Source organism: Candidatus Aquiluna sp. IMCC13023 (assembly GCF_000257665.1).
In the GTDB taxonomy this organism is placed as follows: Bacteria; Actinomycetota; Actinomycetes; order Actinomycetales; family Microbacteriaceae; genus Aquiluna.
The window spans coordinates 476,279-492,675 of sequence record NZ_AJKR01000002.1 but is presented as its reverse complement, the minus strand read 5'-3'; the positions used below and the strand labels follow the sequence as shown (position 1 = coordinate 492,675).

Sequence of the window (16,397 nt, the reverse complement as noted above, 5' to 3'; positions counted from 1 at the left end):
TTGCAATACTTCTTGACATGACAGAACTATCGTCGCTCAAGCTGATTAAATCCCCCATAGGAAAAATTTCCATTGGCGCTACTCAGGCTGGTGTCGCTCGAATAGAAATTTTGCCGCCTGGTTCCGTTCGAATTGAATTTTCAGACTCGGCGAAAGCACACCGTTTTGCTCTAGATGCGGCCGATCAGCTGTCTGAATTCTTCGAAGGTTCCAGGAAGGGCTTCTCTGTTCCTTTGGACATAGCCGGAACCGCTTTCCAGCTGGCAGTCTGGGCGCAAATAGCCAAGCTGGACTTCGGTGAGCAGAGCACCTATGCAGAGTTAGCCTTGGCCGTCGGAAACCCAAGGGCGGTTCGTGCCGTTGGCGGTGCAGTGGGTGCGAACCCGTTGCCACTACTGGTCGGTTGCCACCGGATTTTAGGTGCAGAGAGACGAATTACTGGGTACTCCGGTGGCGAGGGCCTGGTTACCAAGCGTTGGCTCTTGGCCTTTGAGCAGATTGAGTTCAAAGAATGAGCACCGGCTCCCAAGATCTCGTCCGGTGTCCTTGGGTCAACTCGGATCAGATTTACATCGACTACCACGACAACGAGTGGGGCAAAGAACTTACGGGGCAACGAAACCTCTTCGAGAAAATGACCCTCGAAGGCTTTCAGGCGGGTCTGAGCTGGCTAACAATCCTGAAGCGAAGAGAGGGCTTTCGGGAAGCTTTTGATAACTTCGAATTAGATAAAGTCGCAGCCTTTGACGAATCGAAGATCGAAGAGCTGATGTCCGATTCGCGCATAATCAGGAATCGAGCCAAAATATCCGCCGCCGTAAATAATGCGCGGGTAATCCTGGACAAGTCCCTGGACCTGACACAAATTCTTTGGTCCTTCGCCCCAAACCCATCGTCATCCGGCAGATCTCAAGAATCGATCACAACGAGTCCAGAGTCCGATGCCCTCAGCAAAGAGCTCAAGCGGCTCGGAATAAAATTTGTTGGCTCCACGACCATGTATGCCCTTATGCAATCAACAGGAATGGTAAAAGATCACTCAGTAAATTGCTTCTTATCTAGCTGAAAATATTTGTGCACTGACTACATTTAGTAGTTAGAGGAGCCATATGTCGCCAGAGGAATTCAACCGAGTGTTTCGCGCTCAGTTGCCAATGATCAGCGCATATTTGTCCAGGCGAGTTCCTATTAGTGAGGTCGAAGATCTAGCATCGGATCTTTTTGAGATTGCCTGGAGCAAGAAAGAACAAATTCCTGAGGGCTTCGAATTGCCGTGGCTTTACAAAACAGCTCGGTATCTGGTCTCTAACTTTCATCGCAAGCAATCCGGGCGCAATGGCATCCTGGCCAGGCTCGCCGAACCAGTAGCAGCACCATCCGCTGAATCAATCGCCCTGGCAGATATAGAGCTCAGCGATGCTTTTGCCGGCCTGATCCCAGCGGAGCGAGAAATAATTTCGCTTTGGGCGCTTGAAGGTCTTTCAAACGCAGAAATCTCGAAAGTACTCGAGATGTCCGAAAATGCGGCGGCTATAAGGCTAACCCGGGCAAAGCAAAAACTAAAAGGTTTGCTAAATCTTGAAAATATTCAGTAGCTGGTTACGCATAACTGACATGAACGAAGAATTTGAGCTTCAGAAAAGAATCGCATCAGCTGATCCTGGGCGAGATGCCCCCGTACTAGACCACACGGTTGTCACAGGTGCATCCCTTGGCAAACCCCAAAGGCAGTTCGGCTTTCGCGGACTAAGGCTAGGGGTCGGGGTTGGCGGTTTCTCGCTTGCTGTGACCGCGGTAGCGCTTGCTGTGACCCTGCCCGCAGTTATGACGCCCCCTGCGTTGTTCACCGTCGCAGATGCATCGGGTGGCGGCCAGAAGCTGAGCTCGAGTGCCGAGGGAACCTCGGACATGGCAGAATCCTCGGTCTATTGGCCCAGCTGGATTAGCTACGAATATAACGCAGGGCCAGGAGTCACTGACGCAACCGGCAACGGTCAGGTTTTTCAAGGAAAACTTGTCGGCGACCCTCTAGATATCTTGAAGAAAATGAGCATTCTGTTTGGAGTAACTGGCGAGCCAGTTCGTGACGAATGGTCAGACGATAGTTACCCGAGCTATTCGATAACGGAAGAAAACGCCTACCTCAGCATCTACTGGAGCGGAACCGGTAGCTGGTCATTCTCAAATTGGAGCGATTACCGATACGACTGCGCGGCCGATGCAGCGGAAGCTTCAAATGACGAATTACAGTCTTGCGAGCCCCAACCAACCCCTGAACTAATTCCCTCGGCCTCAGAGCTGAAGATCGAAGCCGTCTCACTGCTTGAGCGTGCGGGCCTTGATTTCCAAGAGGACTCGATCACGATCTACCGCGACGACTGGGGAGCATACGCATCCCTTCCCTACCTGACTAACTCAGTTGAAAGCGGCTTGCAAACGTATTTGAACTGGGGAATGGATGGCCAACTGACCTACTTCTCTAGCCACAGCATTGAGCTTGTCCCCAGAGGTTCATTCGATACCGTTTCTGCTATCGACGCGGTTAGCCGTATTTCGGAGGGTCGCTGGTATGGAAACCCTCCAGAGCGTTTCTACCGAAGCATTGAGGGCCAAATGGCCGCCGATTCAAGAACGGCGAGTAGCGAACCAGTAGAGGCTGGAATTAGCGACGAGATTCAGCCCGAACCCTACTTAGAGGATGGAACAGCGCCTGCCACAGAACCTGGAGCTGTCTCAATCGACGATCCGTACATACAGGATCCAAATCAAAACTATGAGCCAGAAATCATCCAGCTAACCGTTGAACGGGCCGAAGCAACCATGTTGTCAGTTTGGGACTCGTTGGGAAACTACTGGTTAGTGCCGGGATATGTGCTTTTCAATGATCAGGGTTGGTTTGATTCAGTCATTTCCTTGGAAGAAGGAGTTATTGAACTTCCCGAACCGATGGTCATGCTGCCGATGGATGTGAACCAAAAGGGACCCGCTGTCTCGGAAATGATCGACTAAAAGCCTGCTGGCACGAACAGCTCTACTATTCGCCCCGAAACTCTGGCTTCCAAGCCAGCACGCTTTGCGACCATTGGAATCTCCGAACTGGATTGAAGCCCCGTCTCCAAAAAGGCCTTGGCAAAAGCGCCCTTGGCCTTTTTGTTGAAGTGATTGAGTGCTCTGCCACTGTTGGCGTCTAGCACTTCCAAGAAAAAGGAGTCCTTGTCCTTCGGAATTGGATTCAAAGAAACATATGCTTTGGATCTCATATCCAAAATTTGACCCTTGAGCCTCGGCCAGACATCCTTATGGGCATCCGCCCAAAGTCTTGAAAGAGAAACCCCCGGAAGCAAAGAGCCTGCGGAAAGCCGATAGTAAGGAATCCGCTCCATAGCCGGGACTAGCCCAAACAAAGAAGACTGTATGAACATCTGATTTTCTGCTCGCTGGAGAGCGTCTTTGGAAAGCTCATCGTAACCAAGTGCGTCATACAACACACCTGTGTAGCGCTGCAGGGCAGGCATTGTCCCGGAAGTCATAATCTCTAGGTTTGCCTGAATGTCTTTTCTGTTTGTCTTGCCAAGCTTTAGGGACTTTGCAGCCGCCTCTTCGTCCTGGCACAGCTGAATTAGAGCTTTTACCGCAACATCTCTTGCGGGATCCAGGGCCGCCCAAATAATTGCGGCTTTATCTATGGAAACACCAACGCCGCCGGGACGCTTGGTCTCCGACGGCGGCAGTAGAACTAGCATTTAGCTAACTAAGTGAGCGTCCCTGACCACGAGAGTCAGAGTGTCATGCTCCATCGACAAAAAGCCACCCGCTTCAGTTTCGGCAACAACTTTCCCGCCGTCGGCTGTAGTCACTCTGATTGAGCCAGGAATCAGAATTGCAAGCATGGGCTCATGCCCAGCAAGTAATCCAATCTCGCCCTCTGAGGTTTTAGCAATGACCATAGATGCCTCCCCGGACCAAATCTCGCGGTCCGCGGCAACTAAGTTCACCTGAATAAGGTTGGCCACTAGCCGAGGTCTTTCTTGATGCGCTCATAGGCCTTCATCACGTCATCTATGCCACCGCAGTTATAGAAAGCCTGCTCTGGCACGTGATCAAGTTCTCCATCGGCGATCATAGTGAATCCCTCGATGGTGTCCTTTAGCGGCACAGTCGATCCAGCAACACCGGTGAACTTGGTTGCCATGAAGGTGTTCTGGCTCAGGAACTGCTCCATGCGTCGCGCTCTTGAAACGGTGATCTTGTCTTCCTCGGAAAGCTCCTCGACACCCAGAATTGCGATGATCTCTTGGAGTTCCTTGTTCTTCTGGAGGATGGCCTTGACACGAATCGCAGTGTTGTAGTGGTCGTCGCCTAGGTAGGCGGCGCTCAAAATACGCGAGGTTGAGCTCAGTGGATCCACGGCTGGGTAAAGACCACGTGAAGCAATCTCACGGCTTAGCTCAGTGGTTGCGTCCAAGTGAGCGAAGGTGGTTGCTGGAGCCGGGTCGGTGTAGTCATCGGCAGGAACATAAATGGCCTGAAGTGAGGTAATTGAGTGACCCTTGGTAGAAGTAATGCGCTCCTGCAATAGACCCATCTCGTCAGCCAAGTTTGGCTGGTACCCAACGGCTGATGGCATACGACCAAGAAGTGTCGATACCTCGGCTCCGGCCTGAGTGAATCGGAAGATGTTGTCAATGAAGAGCAATACATCCTGGCCTTGAACGTCACGGAAGTACTCCGCCATGGTCAGTGCCGAAAGCGCCACACGCAAGCGAGTCCCAGGTGGCTCATCCATCTGGCCGAAGACCAGCGCGGTCTTCTCCAAAACGCCTGCTTCTTCCATCTCTTCGATCAGGTCGTTACCCTCACGAGTACGCTCACCAACACCGGCGAATACCGAGACACCGTCGTGGTTCTCAGCAACACGGTAAATCATTTCCTGGATCAAAACGGTCTTACCTACACCGGCCCCACCGAACAGTCCAATTTTTCCACCCTGTACATATGGGGTCAGCAAATCAATGACCTTGATGCCAGTCTCGAACATCTGAGTTTTAGACTCAAGCTGATCGAAGGCAGGTGGCGTGCGGTGGATTGGCCAGCGCTCCTTGATATCAAATTTTTCGCCAGGCTTGCCGTTCAAGATCTCGCCTAGAACGTTGAAAACCTTACCCTTGGTGACATCACCAACTGGAACCATGATTGGACTACCTGAGTCGTGCACTACTCCACCGCGGACCAGACCATCCGTCGGCTGCATGGCAATCGCTCTGACAAGGTCGTCGCCTAAGTGCTGAGCTACCTCTAGAGTCAAGGTGCTCTTCTGGTCGCCGAAGGCCACCTCTGTGGTCAGGGCGTTGTAGATTTCCGGGATGGAGTCATGCGGAAACTCGATGTCTACCACCGGTCCATTGACTCGCGCGATACGACCCGTTGCGGTCTTTGTGCTCTCGGCCATTATGATTTCTCTTTCTTAGTCCTCGGACACCGTTGAGAGCGCATCTGCGCCTCCAACAATTTCCGAAATTTGCTGGGTGATCTCTGCCTGACGCGCCTGGTTGGAGAGTCTGGTGTAGTTCAGTATTAACTTTTCAGCGTTGTCTGTTGCGCTCTTCATCGCTTTTTGTCTTGCGGCGTGCTCGGCAGCCGCGGACTGCAGCATTTTGTTGTAGATGCGGTTTTCGATGTAAACCGGAAGCAAACTGTCAAGAACCTTTTCTACCTCAGGCTCGAACTCGTAGAGTGGATGAACTTCACTCTCCTCGGCCTCCTGCTCAACGATCTCTAAGGGCAACAGCCTGGTGGTGTTTGGCTCCTGGACCATCATGGAAACAAATTGGTTTCCCACAAGATAAATCTGGTCAACGCCACCGTCTTCAGTCGACTTAATGAACAACTCAGTTATTTCGTCAGCAATCTCGCGAGCGGTTTCTAGAGTCGGGACGTCGGTACCGCCGGTCCACACCTTCTGCGCTGCACGCTGACGGAACTTGAAGTTCGCCACAGCCTTGCGCCCCACTAGGTAGTAAAGAACCTCTTGACCCTGATCTTTCAGAAGTTTTGTCAGCTGCTCAACTTCTTTGAGGACAGATGAAGAAAACGCTCCGGCAAGACCTCTGTCAGATGTAAACACCACAATTGCGGAACGAGTAGGTGACTCAATCTTTCGAGTAAGAGGGTGATCAACATCTGAGTAGGTCGCGACTGCGGAAACAGCCTTGTTAACAGCCCGGGTATACGGATTTGACGCGCTCACACGCTGCTGTGCCTTCTGGATTCTCGATGCCGAGATTAACTCCATGGCACGGGTGATCTTCTTGGTCGTCTTGGCAGACTTTATTTTCTGCCTGTAGACCCGAAGTTGCGATCCCATAACCTAACCCTTACTTGTCTCTATCGCTTTTGGCGAACGATTTTCTCTTGGTCAATTTCGTCGTCGGCTAGCGCCTCAACGTTGTCCTTACCAGAACCGATTAGTGGCTCCCCGGTGTGCAACTGGAACATCTTCTTGAACTGATCCATCGCCTTCTGAAGCTCGTTGATGGTGTCATCTTCTAGCTTCTCAGTCTCGCGGATAGTTGTCAGAGCCTTCGAGTTGCGCTTTAGGTAATCCAAGAACTCCTGCTCAAATCTCAGGATGTCCTCTACCGGCAACTCATCAAGCAAGCCTGCAGTTCCGGCCCAGATTGAAACTGTCTGGTCTTCAACTGGGTACGGTGAATACTGAGGCTGCTTCAATAGCTCTGTGAGTCTCGCTCCGCGGGCAAGCTGTTTCCTGCTCGCAGCATCAAGATCAGATGCGAACATTGCAAACGCTTCAAGGGATCGGTACTGAGCTAGCTCAAGCTTCAAGGTTCCAGAAACCTTCTTGATGCCCTTTTGCTGAGCAGCTCCACCAACACGGGAGACCGAGATACCAACGTCGATAGCTGGTCGCTGATTGGCGTTGAACAAATCTGACTGCAAGAAGATCTGACCGTCGGTGATGGAAATCACGTTGGTCGGAATGAATGCGGATACGTCATTCGCCTTTGTCTCCACGATTGGTAGGCCAGTCATCGAACCGGCACCCATTGCATCCGAGAGCTTTGCACAACGCTCAAGCAATCTGGAGTGAAGATAGAAAACGTCGCCTGGGTAGGCCTCGCGACCCGGTGGCCTGCGAAGTAGCAATGACACTGATCGGTAGGCCTCTGCCTGCTTGCTCAGGTCATCAAAGACGATCAGAACGTGCTTGCCCGCATACATCCAGTGCTGCCCTATGGCGCTACCGGTATAAGGAGCCAGGTACTTGAATCCAGCAGCATCAGACGCTGGAGAAGCAACGATTGTCGTGTACTCCATTGCGCCGGCTTCTTCCAAAGCTCCGCGCACACCTGCGATTGTTGAGCCCTTTTGACCAATAGCCACGTAGATACAACGAACCTGCTTATTTGGGTCCTTCGACTTCCAGTTTTCAACCTGGTTGATAATCGCGTCAACCGCAATAGCGGTCTTACCTGTCTGGCGGTCACCGATGATTAGCTGTCGCTGACCACGCCCAACTGGGATCATGGCGTCAATGGCCTTGATACCGGTTTGTAGCGGCTCGTGCACTGACTTGCGATCCATCACGCCTGGAGCCTGAAGCTCAAGCGCACGGCGACCCTCTGCCTTAATCTCACCCAGTCCGTCAATTGGGACACCCAGTGGGTCCACAACGCGACCCATGAAGCCGTCTCCAACCGGAACAGACAAAACCTCACCGGTTCGGTGAACCTCCATGCCCTGTTCGATACCGCCGAACTCACCGAGGATAACTACACCGATTTCACGCTCGTCTAGGTTGAGAGCTAGACCCAGAGTGCCATCGGCAAACTTGAGCAACTCATTCGCCATCGCGGACGGCAATCCCTCCACGTGTGCAATACCGTCAGCTGCGTCCGTGACGTAGCCAACCTCTTGCTTGTCGGTCCCCTTTGACTCGTAGGACGACACGAAGTCCTTCAGGGCATCCCGAATTTCGTTCGGGTTGATCTTTAGCTCTGACATTGGTTCCTCTGCTTACTTGTTGGTTTCAACTCAACCGAGTTGCAATCTTGCGTTTTGAAGTTTTGTTAGAACGGTGGCGTCCAAGACTTCACCGTTCACGGTGATGTGCAATCCACCGATTATTTCTTGGTCTATCTCAACATTAAGTTGAAGTTCCCTACCAAAAACTTTCGTCAGTGCTGCTGACAATCTTGACAGTTGATCTTCGGACAGCTCTTTTGAGGCCCGAATATTTGCAACCGATTCGCCAGCGAACTCGGCAATCCACATTCCATACTGCTCCAGAACCTCAGCGAATCGCTTAAAGGTTCTCGAGTGAACAGCCTGACCGGCCAAGATGCTCGTGGTTTCAGTTGCTTTGTTGTTCAAAAGCTTTGCAACTAGCACCATTTTTGCCTCTACCGATGCTCTGGTCGAAGACAGCGCTAGCTCTAGCTGCGGATCGGAGGACACTATCTGACCAACGGCAAATAATTCTGCCTGGACAGCATCGATGTCTTTTGAAGCGGCTGCAGCAGCTCGAACACCCAGAGCTTCGGCGGTTAGCGCCAAGTCCCTAGTCGCAGACCATCGCATTTGAGCCATTTTGCCCAGCAGTCCCACGGTTTCTTTCGAAAGCTTGGGTCCAAATACGGCCTCAACCAGCTTGGACTTGCCTGCGGCCTGGGCCGAAGGATCAGAAAGTGCCGAACGAAGCTGTGGGCTTGAAAGCAAAGCGTTGGTGGCGGCAAAAAGCTCACTTGTCATGAGCAGGCCAACTTTGCCGAGCTTGGAGAGTTCCTGCTCGGCTAATAGCCTTGATTGCCTCGTGCTTGATGCCACTTTTTACTTCGCCTTCTTGCCTTCTAGTTCAGCTATGAACTCGTCAACGACTCTGTTGGCAACCTTGTCATCGTCAAGCTTTTCGCCAACTATGCGAGAAGCCAGTTCGATCGCTAGAGCGCCAATTTCTCCCCTAAGTGCGTTCGCTGCTGAGTCTCGCTCTGCCAGCAAACTCGCCTTTGTTGTTTCGGAGAGTCGGTCTGCATCTTTAGCCGCCTGCTGCTTTAGTTCCGAAAGAATCGCGGCTCCTTCAGCTCGAGCATCTTCTCTAATCGAAGAAGACTCGGCTCGAAGTTGAGCCTTGTCGGCCTCAACCTCTGCAGTTCGAGCCTCGGCTGCTTTCTGCGCAGCTTCGGCGTCGGCAAGCCTGCCTTCGATAGCCTGTGCCCTCTCGTCGAGCATTCTTTTGAATCCAGGCAAAACCTTGAACCAGAAGAACACCAAAAGAACTACGAAGACAACTGACGACCAGAGAATGTCATAGTCAGCCGGCAACAGTGGGTTAGGCGTTTCGGCCCCCTCTGGTGCGGCTGCTGCAAGAATTCTGGAAATCATCGTTTTATCGCTTTCTTAGACGAAGATGAATGGGGTCGCAAGACCAATCAGGGCAAGAGCCTCAGTGAAGGCGATACCTAGCCACATTGTGACCTGTAGTCGTCCTGCTAGCTCAGGTTGGCGAGCAATGGATTCGATGGTCTTTGAAACCACCAGTCCTACACCAATTCCTGGTCCAATTGCAGCCAGACCGTAGCCTACGACTGCTATGTTGCCGGATAGTTCGGCGATGTTTACTGCGTCCACTTTATTTCCTTCCGTGGGGGTTTAGTGTTCGTCTGCTAATGCCAACTGGATGTAGACAGTAGTCAGAAGTGTAAATACGTAAGCCTGCAAAACCGAAACCAAGATCTCAAAAAGAGTGAAGGCAAAACCAAATAGCAAGGTTCCGACTCCGAATAGGCTCATGAGTCCGTCGGCCTGAAAAAAGAAGAACTGTGTTGCGGAAAAACAAAGAACCAGCAGCAAGTGGCCGGCAATCATGTTCATCAACAATCGAAGCGCCAAGGTGACTGGTCGCAGGATGAAAGTCGACAACAGCTCAATCGGGGTCACCAAGATGTAGAAAGGTTTTGGAACCCCCGAAGGAAACAGTGAATTCTTAAAGAATCGAATGCCGTGCTTCTTGGTTCCAGCGTAGATAAATGTCACGTAGGCAACTCCGGCAAGGACAAGTGGAATACCAATCACAGAGGTTCCCGCGATATTCGCAAACGGAATCACTCCGGTGATGTTCATTCCGAACACCATGAAGAAGATTGTGGTCAAAAGCGGAAGGAATCGTTCTCCATCTTTTTCGCCCAGTTGGTCATGAGCAATGGATTTCCGAACGAAATTTAGCGCTAGCTCACCGAGCAGTTGAAAACGGCCCGGGACAACGTTTCCGGTTTTGACAGCCTTATTAAACTTTGCGGTCCACAGCCAGAAAATAACGATCAGCAGGACCATGACAATTAAACGAATCATCATGATCCGGTTGATTGCAAAAGGAGTGTCAGCAAAAGCGACTATTTCAGGATAAAACTCGAAAATGCTCGGGGGACTGAACTCCCCATCTTCAGCCTTAAACAGGCTTAGCGCACTTAACAACGTTGTTCTCCTGGTCCGGGCGGCATACTTCAGTCCGCGAGATGATCATGGATTTGTAATTAGTATAAAAGACGCACGACGCCTCGTGGAGCAAAATCGAAAAAAAGTGACTATTTCCCAACAGTTGGAACTCTGCCCTTCAAGACCAGCCAAGAATCTATGGCCAGGCCACCAAGCACGGTTGCCACGACCGCGAAGAAAAACACCGGACCAGCAAAGCCTTCTGCGTTCTGTAAAGCGAGCAAGACCCCTGCGAACAACAAAAATTTGAACAACCAGCCACCAAGCACCATCGCGTAGAAACCATTTAGGGATAGCTTGCCACCGAACCAGATGCTCAGAATCGTCATCGTCCCAAACAAAGCTGAGACTCCAGCGCCTAACAGAGCCGCGAAAACTCCTGGCAATTGATAAAACAGATAACCCAGCAGAGAGCCGACAATCGCTATTGCAACCGCCAGCAATGTGCTGAGCCTTAGTGCTTTGGAAAATAAAGTGTCTGAACTATTTGCCAAGACTGCTCCTTGCTCGAGTTACTCTCCGAAAAACCGGCCAGTAAGTATGAATTAGGGCGATGATCATCCACACCCCAAAAATGATGATAACTGGCGCGGCATCGATCCAGAAAAAAAGCAGGAGACATAGCGAAACAACCGTAGTCCAGTGATAGAAAACCAGCACCGCTCCCCGATGCGAGTGGCCCAGGTCCTGCAACTGGTGATGAAGGTGCTCTCGGTCTGCCGCGAACGGAGATTGCCCCCTTCGCACCCTGCGAACGACGGCCAGCAGAAGATCCAAAAGCGGCACCAATAGAATCACCACCGGCAGAACCAATGGAATCAAAGCGGGTAGCAGATCATTTCTGGTGACCGTAGCCGGATCAATTGATCCGGTGACAGCGATAGCGCTGGTAGCCATCATTAGTCCAAGCAGCATCGCCCCGGAATCGCCCATAAATATTTTTGCGGGGCTGAAATTATGCGGCAGGAAGCCTGCAATAGCTCCCAGCACGACCGCCGACAGCATGCCGGCAATCGAAAAGTAGTCCGTTGGAGACGTCTGCTGAGCTAAAACGTAGCTGTATATGAAGAAGGCCAATGTCCCGATGCCCACTACGCCAGCAGCAAGGCCATCAAGGCCATCAATGAAGTTGACCGCGTTCATTACAAGCACCACCACGAAAACAGTTATTGCAAGAGAGACCCCAAAACTGCCGACGGTCAAACCACCAATCGGTAGTGAGACAATCTGCACACCGCTGGAAGCCAAGATCCAGGCTGCGGCTATTTGGCCTCCCATTTTGGCTGTCCAGTCAAGTTCAATTAGGTCATCCAGTAGCCCCACAACGACGATAAGTCCACCGGCTCCGACTATTGCCCAGATCGGACCTGGATCTCTAAATACCGACTCGAACCAACCGAAGGATCCAGCTGCAATAATGCCGACCACGATTGCAAAAAAGATTGCAACGCCACCGATTCTTGGGGTGGGCGTCTTGTGTACATCTCGAGCCCTGATGGCAGGAGTGATGTCGTAGCGCTTTGCTAAGTACCGAACTGCCCAGGTCGCCAGATAGCTAACCACCGCAGTGATTATGGCGACTAGTAAGTATGCCCGCACTAGTCGACCTCAAGCTCCACATCGCCAATCACACTTCTGATTCGCTCGAGCGACAATGCGCCCTTTCGTAAAACGCGTATTGCCTCGCCATCTCTGACTTGAGTCAAGTCCAAAATGGTGGACGCTTCTCCCTTAGGGCTACCGCCGCCATCTAGGTAGACAGGCACTTTGTCGCCAAAATAATCAAACGCTTGCTGCGCGGTAACAGCCGCCGGATTCCCGGTGGTATTCGCACTCGATACGGCCAACGGCCCAACATCCTCTAAAAGCGCGAGAGTGATTTTATGATCCGGGACTCGAAGTGCCACTGTCCCCCGAGTTTCCCCTAAATCCCAGTCCAGTGACGGCTGAGCTCGAAGAACCATGGTTAGAGCTCCGGGCCAAAAAGCTGCTGCCAGCTTGCTTGCAACCAGAGGCAAGTCAGTGGCTAAAGCAGAAAGAGTTTCAACTTTTGGAATAAGCACCGGTGGCGGAACGCTTCGTTCTCTGCCCTTGGTTTTAAGAAGGAGCTCGACAGCCTTGTGGCTAAAAGCATCCACCGCAATGCCGTAGACGGTATCTGTGGGTATTACAACAACTTCATGGCGCTGCAAGGCTACTTTTGCCTGCCTGAAACCCGTCAGTAAATCAGTGTCCACTGAACAGTCATACACTCGCTGCATCCCTGCCTCCGGCTACGCTGTCGCACTCACGGCGCGAAGTCTTCCGGTTGGATCCGGATGGACTTGAATCCTGCGCCAATTGTTTTCTAATAGTAATTCACAGATCGAATCAGACTGACCATCGGCATGCTCCAAAACAAGCAATCCGCCCTCTCTAAGAATCAGCTTCGTACTAGCCACGAGATCTCGAACAATTTCGAGGCCATCCTCGCCGCCGTAGAGAGCCAGAGCCGGGTCGTAATCCCTAACTTCTTGGTCGAGTGGAACCATGGTGCTGGGGATATAAGGAGGGTTGGAAATAATCAAGTCAAATTGCGGCAAATCACCAATGAGCTCCATGAAGTCGCCCTCCAGCAACTCGACATTCGCCTTTAGGGCGCCTATGTTTGCCCGCGCAAATTCTGCGGCAGCTCTTGATAATTCAATCGCGGTTACTTTGGCATGAGTTTCCTTGGCAATCGAAATCGCGATAGCACCTGAGCCGGTTCCAATATCCAATGCCAGGGGCTCTCCCGGCAGCAATGCGAGGAAATCAATTGCGACCTGAACGACCTGTTCGGTCTCTGGACGTGGAATGAAAACACCTTCGCCAACACTGAGCTCTATTGAGCGAAAAGGAGCCTTGCCGGTTATGTGCTGCAATGGAACTCTGGTGCAGCGCAGATCGACTAGATCAAAAAACCCGCTTGGTGCCTGAAGGTCAGTATCAAGAACAAGCTGAGTGGCTAACTCACCCCTTGAGATTTCCAGGCAATGACACATCAGAAGCTCTGCCTCTACTGCTGCCGAAATTATCCCTGCGGCCGAAAGTGAAGCTTCGGCCTGTTTCAAAGATGTGGAGGCGAGCACTAGCTATCGCCGAATGCCGCCAGCTGGGCCTCTTCGTCGGTTTGGATGCAAGACTGCACCACCGGCTCCAAAGCTCCGTCCATCACCTGATCCAAGTTGTACGACTTATAACCAGTGCGATGATCGGCAATCCGGTTCTCAGGAAAGTTATAAGTTCTGATGCGCTCGGAGCGGTCGACGCTTCTGACTTGTGACTTCCTGGCCGCAGACAGCTCGGCGTTTAGCTCTTCTTGCTGAGCCGCCAAAATTCTGGCACGCAGAACTCGCATCGCCGCATCACGGTTCTGCAGCTGAGACTTCTCGTTCTGCATTGAAACTACTATGCCCGTTGGCAAGTGAGTTATTCGAACAGCCGAATCCGTCGTGTTAACCGACTGTCCGCCCGGTCCCGAGGAGCGAAAAACGTCAATTCGAATATCGTTCTGAGAAATCTCTACCTCTTCGGGCTCATCAACCTCAGGAAAAGCTAAAACACCGACAGCTGAAGTGTGAATTCTTCCCTGAGTTTCAGTTACTGGAACTCGCTGAACCCTGTGGACTCCACCCTCATATTTCATGTGCGCCCAAACACCCTGGGCCGGATCCGTTGCATTTGACTTAATGGCCACCTGAACGTCTTTGATTCCGCCCAAATCGCTCTCTGTCTTGCTAAGAACCTCGGTTTTCCAACCCTTAGAGGTCGCGTAGTGCAAATACATTCTCAAAAGATCGGCCGCGAACAGAGCTGACTCAGCTCCGCCTTCACCGGCCTTGACTTCGATAATTACATCTCTGCCGTCATCCGGGTCTCTCGGGATAAGTAGTCGTCTGAGCTTTTCGCTGGCTTCAGCGAGTTGCTTTTCCAAGATTGGAAGTTCCTCGGCAAATGCGGAATCCTCTTTAGAGAGCTCCTTGGCCGCTGCCAAGTCATCACCTAAACCACGAACCTGCTCGTCAGCGCCAATAATCGCACTGAGCTCGGCATAGCGTCTATTAATCTTCTTAGCCAAGCCAGGGTTGGCGTGTACTGCCGAGTCACTGAGTTGCTCCTGCAAACTCGCGTGCTCAGCCCTTAGGCCCGCAAGCGAATCAGCCAAGTTATTCTCCGTCGGAATCTGAAGGAACTGGCATTGACTTCTCCAGCTTCAGCAAGAACTCAACGTTGCTCGCTGTTTCCTTCAAGCGATTCAGAACTAGCTCGAGGGCCTGCTGCTGCTCAAGGCCTGCAAGCGCTCTGCGGAGCTTCCAAATAATCTTGGTCTCCTGAGGGCTCATTAGAAGCTCCTCACGTCTGGTACCAGAAGCATTGATGTCAACGGCAGGGAAGATTCGCTTGTCAGCAAGCTGACGAGAGAGCCTGAGCTCCATGTTTCCGGTTCCCTTGAACTCCTCGAAGATAACCTCGTCCATTTTGGATCCGGTATCAACAAGGGCAGTTGCCAAAATGGTCAGCGATCCGCCGAATTCAATGTTTCTGGCAGCACCAAAGAAACGCTTTGGTGGGTACAGAGCCGAGGAGTCAACTCCACCGGACAAAATTCGTCCAGATGCCGGTGCGCTCAGGTTGTAGGCACGACCCAATCTCGTGATCGAGTCAAGCAAAATAACCACGTCATGACCCATCTCCACCAGACGCTTTGCGCGCTCGATGGCGAGCTCGGCAACAGTTGTGTGGTCTTCTGCAGGGCGATCAAATGTGGAGGCAATTACCTCACCCTTGACGGTGCGCTGCATGTCCGTAACTTCTTCTGGTCGCTCGTCAACCAAAACGACCATGAGGTGAACCTCAGGGTTGTTAGTTGAAATAGCGTTAGCAATAGCCTGAAGAACTAGTGTCTTACCGGCCTTTGGCGGCGAAACAATGAGTCCACGCTGCCCCTTACCGATCGGAGCGACTAGGTCAATAATTCTTGTCGAGAGACGCTTGTTGTCAGTTTCTAGACGCAAGCGAGTGTCCGGGTAAAGCGGAGTCAACTTCCCGAATTCAACCCTCTCGGCCGACTCTTCAAGAGTCTGCCCGTTCAAGGATTCAACCTTCACTAAAGCGTTGAATTTTTGACGCTGGTTGTTCTCGTTATCACGCGGTTGGCGAATAGAACCAACTACCGCATCGCCCTTGCGCATGCCGTATTTCTTTACCTGGCCCAAGGAAACATAAACATCGTTGTCGCCAGGAAGGTAACCGGAGGTACGCAAGAACGCGTAGTTATCCAGCACGTCCAAGATTCCAGCAACTGGGATGAGGACATCGTCTTCGCTTACTTCAGGCTCAGCCTCGTCCTGTGGTCCGCGTCCACGTCCACGGTCGCGGTCACGATCGCGGTAACGTCCACGTCGGTTACGGTTTCCCCCGCGACGCTCGTCATCTCTATCGCGCTGGTTTTCGCGGTCACCACTTCGGGTTTCGCTATCTTCTTTATTTGAACGTTCTGGCCCCTGACCAGTTTTTGGCTCAGCGTCGTTACCAGAATCAGTCTTTTTCTCAGACCGGTCATTGTTGGATTCTGGCTTGCTTGGGCCGGCCTTGTCGCTCGAAGACTCAGATGGGGCCTTCTTGGCAGAAGTTTCAGAAGTTTCGGAAGTTGACTTCGAAGCTGTAGTGCGTCGTCTGGCCGGTGCCTTCTTTGGCTCGGCGCCTGAACTGGCCTCAGGCTTTTCGGCCTTGGCTGTTTTGTCTGACTGCTCTGACGCCTCGGTTCCTACCTTGGTCTCTGATGAGTCAGAACCGGTTGCTCGCCTGGAACGGCGAACGGGCTTATCTTGTTGGATTTCATCCATGTTTTTTATTACTCATTTCTA

At 51.9% G+C, this 16,397-nt stretch carries 19 protein-coding genes; 4 read left to right on the top strand and 15 right to left on the bottom strand.

What is annotated here, in order from left to right; translation table 11 throughout:
• Nucleotides 1-17 precede the first annotated feature (17 nt).
• Genes IMCC13023_RS03405 through IMCC13023_RS03390 form a run of 4 tightly spaced genes read left to right on the top strand, consistent with a single transcriptional unit; the run spans nt 18 to nt 3,009 of the window.
• On the top strand, nt 18-515 hold the full coding sequence (locus tag IMCC13023_RS03405; protein ID WP_007541275.1) for a methylated-DNA--[protein]-cysteine S-methyltransferase: 498 nt from the start codon (nt 18-20) through the stop codon (nt 513-515).
• A complete protein-coding gene (locus tag IMCC13023_RS03400; RefSeq protein WP_007541273.1) occupies nt 512-1,066 on the top strand; it encodes a DNA-3-methyladenine glycosylase I in 555 nt (184 codons plus the stop codon). Before IMCC13023_RS03405 ends, IMCC13023_RS03400 begins: the two co-directional genes overlap by 4 nt.
• 43 nt (nt 1,067-1,109) lie before the next feature.
• Entirely contained in the window at nt 1,110-1,595 is a 486-nt protein-coding gene (locus IMCC13023_RS03395) for an RNA polymerase sigma factor (RefSeq protein WP_007541271.1), read from the top strand.
• Nucleotides 1,579-3,009: a hypothetical protein gene (locus IMCC13023_RS03390; RefSeq protein ID WP_157775968.1), complete on the top strand. Its 1,431-nt coding sequence runs from the start codon at nt 1,579-1,581 to the stop codon at nt 3,007-3,009. The genes IMCC13023_RS03395 and IMCC13023_RS03390 overlap by 17 nt, the downstream gene beginning before the upstream one ends.
• Here the strand turns inward: IMCC13023_RS03390 and yaaA are convergent.
• From yaaA to rho, 15 genes are all read right to left on the bottom strand, one after another.
• Nucleotides 3,006-3,743: a peroxide stress protein YaaA gene (gene yaaA / locus IMCC13023_RS03385; RefSeq protein ID WP_007541267.1), complete on the bottom strand. Its 738-nt coding sequence runs from the start codon at nt 3,741-3,743 to the stop codon at nt 3,006-3,008. The two genes, IMCC13023_RS03390 and yaaA, sit on opposite strands and share 4 nt — an antisense overlap.
• Entirely contained in the window at nt 3,744-4,013 is a 270-nt protein-coding gene (locus tag IMCC13023_RS03380; RefSeq protein ID WP_007541264.1) for a F0F1 ATP synthase subunit epsilon, read from the bottom strand. It abuts the gene before it with no gap.
• Entirely contained in the window at nt 4,013-5,449 is a 1,437-nt protein-coding gene (gene atpD / locus IMCC13023_RS03375; protein ID WP_040324878.1) for a F0F1 ATP synthase subunit beta, read from the bottom strand. Before atpD ends, IMCC13023_RS03380 begins: the two co-directional genes overlap by 1 nt.
• Nucleotides 5,450-5,464: 15 nt before the next feature.
• A complete protein-coding gene (locus tag IMCC13023_RS03370; RefSeq protein ID WP_007541259.1) occupies nt 5,465-6,364 on the bottom strand; it encodes a F0F1 ATP synthase subunit gamma in 900 nt (299 codons plus the stop codon).
• Between the two features lie 20 nt (nt 6,365-6,384).
• On the bottom strand, nt 6,385-8,022 hold the full coding sequence (gene atpA / locus IMCC13023_RS03365) for a F0F1 ATP synthase subunit alpha (RefSeq protein WP_007541257.1): 1,638 nt from the start codon (nt 8,020-8,022) through the stop codon (nt 6,385-6,387).
• Between the two features lie 30 nt (nt 8,023-8,052).
• On the bottom strand, nt 8,053-8,844 hold the full coding sequence (locus IMCC13023_RS03360) for a F0F1 ATP synthase subunit delta (RefSeq protein WP_007541255.1): 792 nt from the start codon (nt 8,842-8,844) through the stop codon (nt 8,053-8,055).
• Nucleotides 8,845-8,847: 3 nt separating this feature from the next.
• The gene (locus IMCC13023_RS03355; protein WP_007541254.1) at nt 8,848-9,399 is read right to left on the bottom strand and encodes a F0F1 ATP synthase subunit B; all 552 of its coding nucleotides are present in this window, start codon (nt 9,397-9,399) and stop codon (nt 8,848-8,850) included.
• Between the two features lie 15 nt (nt 9,400-9,414).
• Entirely contained in the window at nt 9,415-9,645 is a 231-nt protein-coding gene (gene atpE, locus IMCC13023_RS03350; protein ID WP_007541251.1) for an ATP synthase F0 subunit C, read from the bottom strand.
• A gap of 21 nt (nt 9,646-9,666) precedes the next feature.
• Nucleotides 9,667-10,488 carry a F0F1 ATP synthase subunit A gene (gene atpB, locus IMCC13023_RS03345; RefSeq protein ID WP_040324877.1) on the bottom strand — a complete coding sequence of 274 codons (822 nt, stop codon included), beginning with the start codon at nt 10,486-10,488 and terminating at the stop codon, nt 9,667-9,669.
• A 110-nt stretch (nt 10,489-10,598) separates the two neighbouring features.
• Nucleotides 10,599-11,003 carry a Cg1360 family ATP-synthase-associated protein gene (locus IMCC13023_RS03340; RefSeq protein WP_050816719.1) on the bottom strand — a complete coding sequence of 135 codons (405 nt, stop codon included), beginning with the start codon at nt 11,001-11,003 and terminating at the stop codon, nt 10,599-10,601.
• Nucleotides 10,993-12,108 (bottom strand): glycosyltransferase family 4 protein, encoded by a 1,116-nt coding sequence (locus IMCC13023_RS03335; RefSeq protein ID WP_007541243.1) that lies wholly within the window; start codon nt 12,106-12,108, stop codon nt 10,993-10,995. The genes IMCC13023_RS03340 and IMCC13023_RS03335 overlap by 11 nt, the downstream gene beginning before the upstream one ends.
• Nucleotides 12,108-12,770, bottom strand: coding sequence for an L-threonylcarbamoyladenylate synthase (locus IMCC13023_RS03330; protein WP_040324876.1), 663 nt, complete (start codon nt 12,768-12,770; stop codon nt 12,108-12,110). The genes IMCC13023_RS03335 and IMCC13023_RS03330 overlap by 1 nt, the downstream gene beginning before the upstream one ends.
• Nucleotides 12,771-12,782: 12 nt before the next feature.
• Nucleotides 12,783-13,619 carry a peptide chain release factor N(5)-glutamine methyltransferase gene (gene prmC / locus IMCC13023_RS03325; RefSeq protein WP_007541236.1) on the bottom strand — a complete coding sequence of 279 codons (837 nt, stop codon included), beginning with the start codon at nt 13,617-13,619 and terminating at the stop codon, nt 12,783-12,785.
• The gene (prfA, locus tag IMCC13023_RS03320; protein WP_007541234.1) at nt 13,619-14,695 is read right to left on the bottom strand and encodes a peptide chain release factor 1; all 1,077 of its coding nucleotides are present in this window, start codon (nt 14,693-14,695) and stop codon (nt 13,619-13,621) included. The genes prmC and prfA overlap by 1 nt, the downstream gene beginning before the upstream one ends.
• A 1-nt stretch (nt 14,696) precedes the next feature.
• On the bottom strand, nt 14,697-16,376 hold the full coding sequence (gene rho / locus IMCC13023_RS03315; protein ID WP_007541232.1) for a transcription termination factor Rho: 1,680 nt from the start codon (nt 16,374-16,376) through the stop codon (nt 14,697-14,699).
• Between the last annotated feature and the right edge of the window lie 21 nt (nt 16,377-16,397).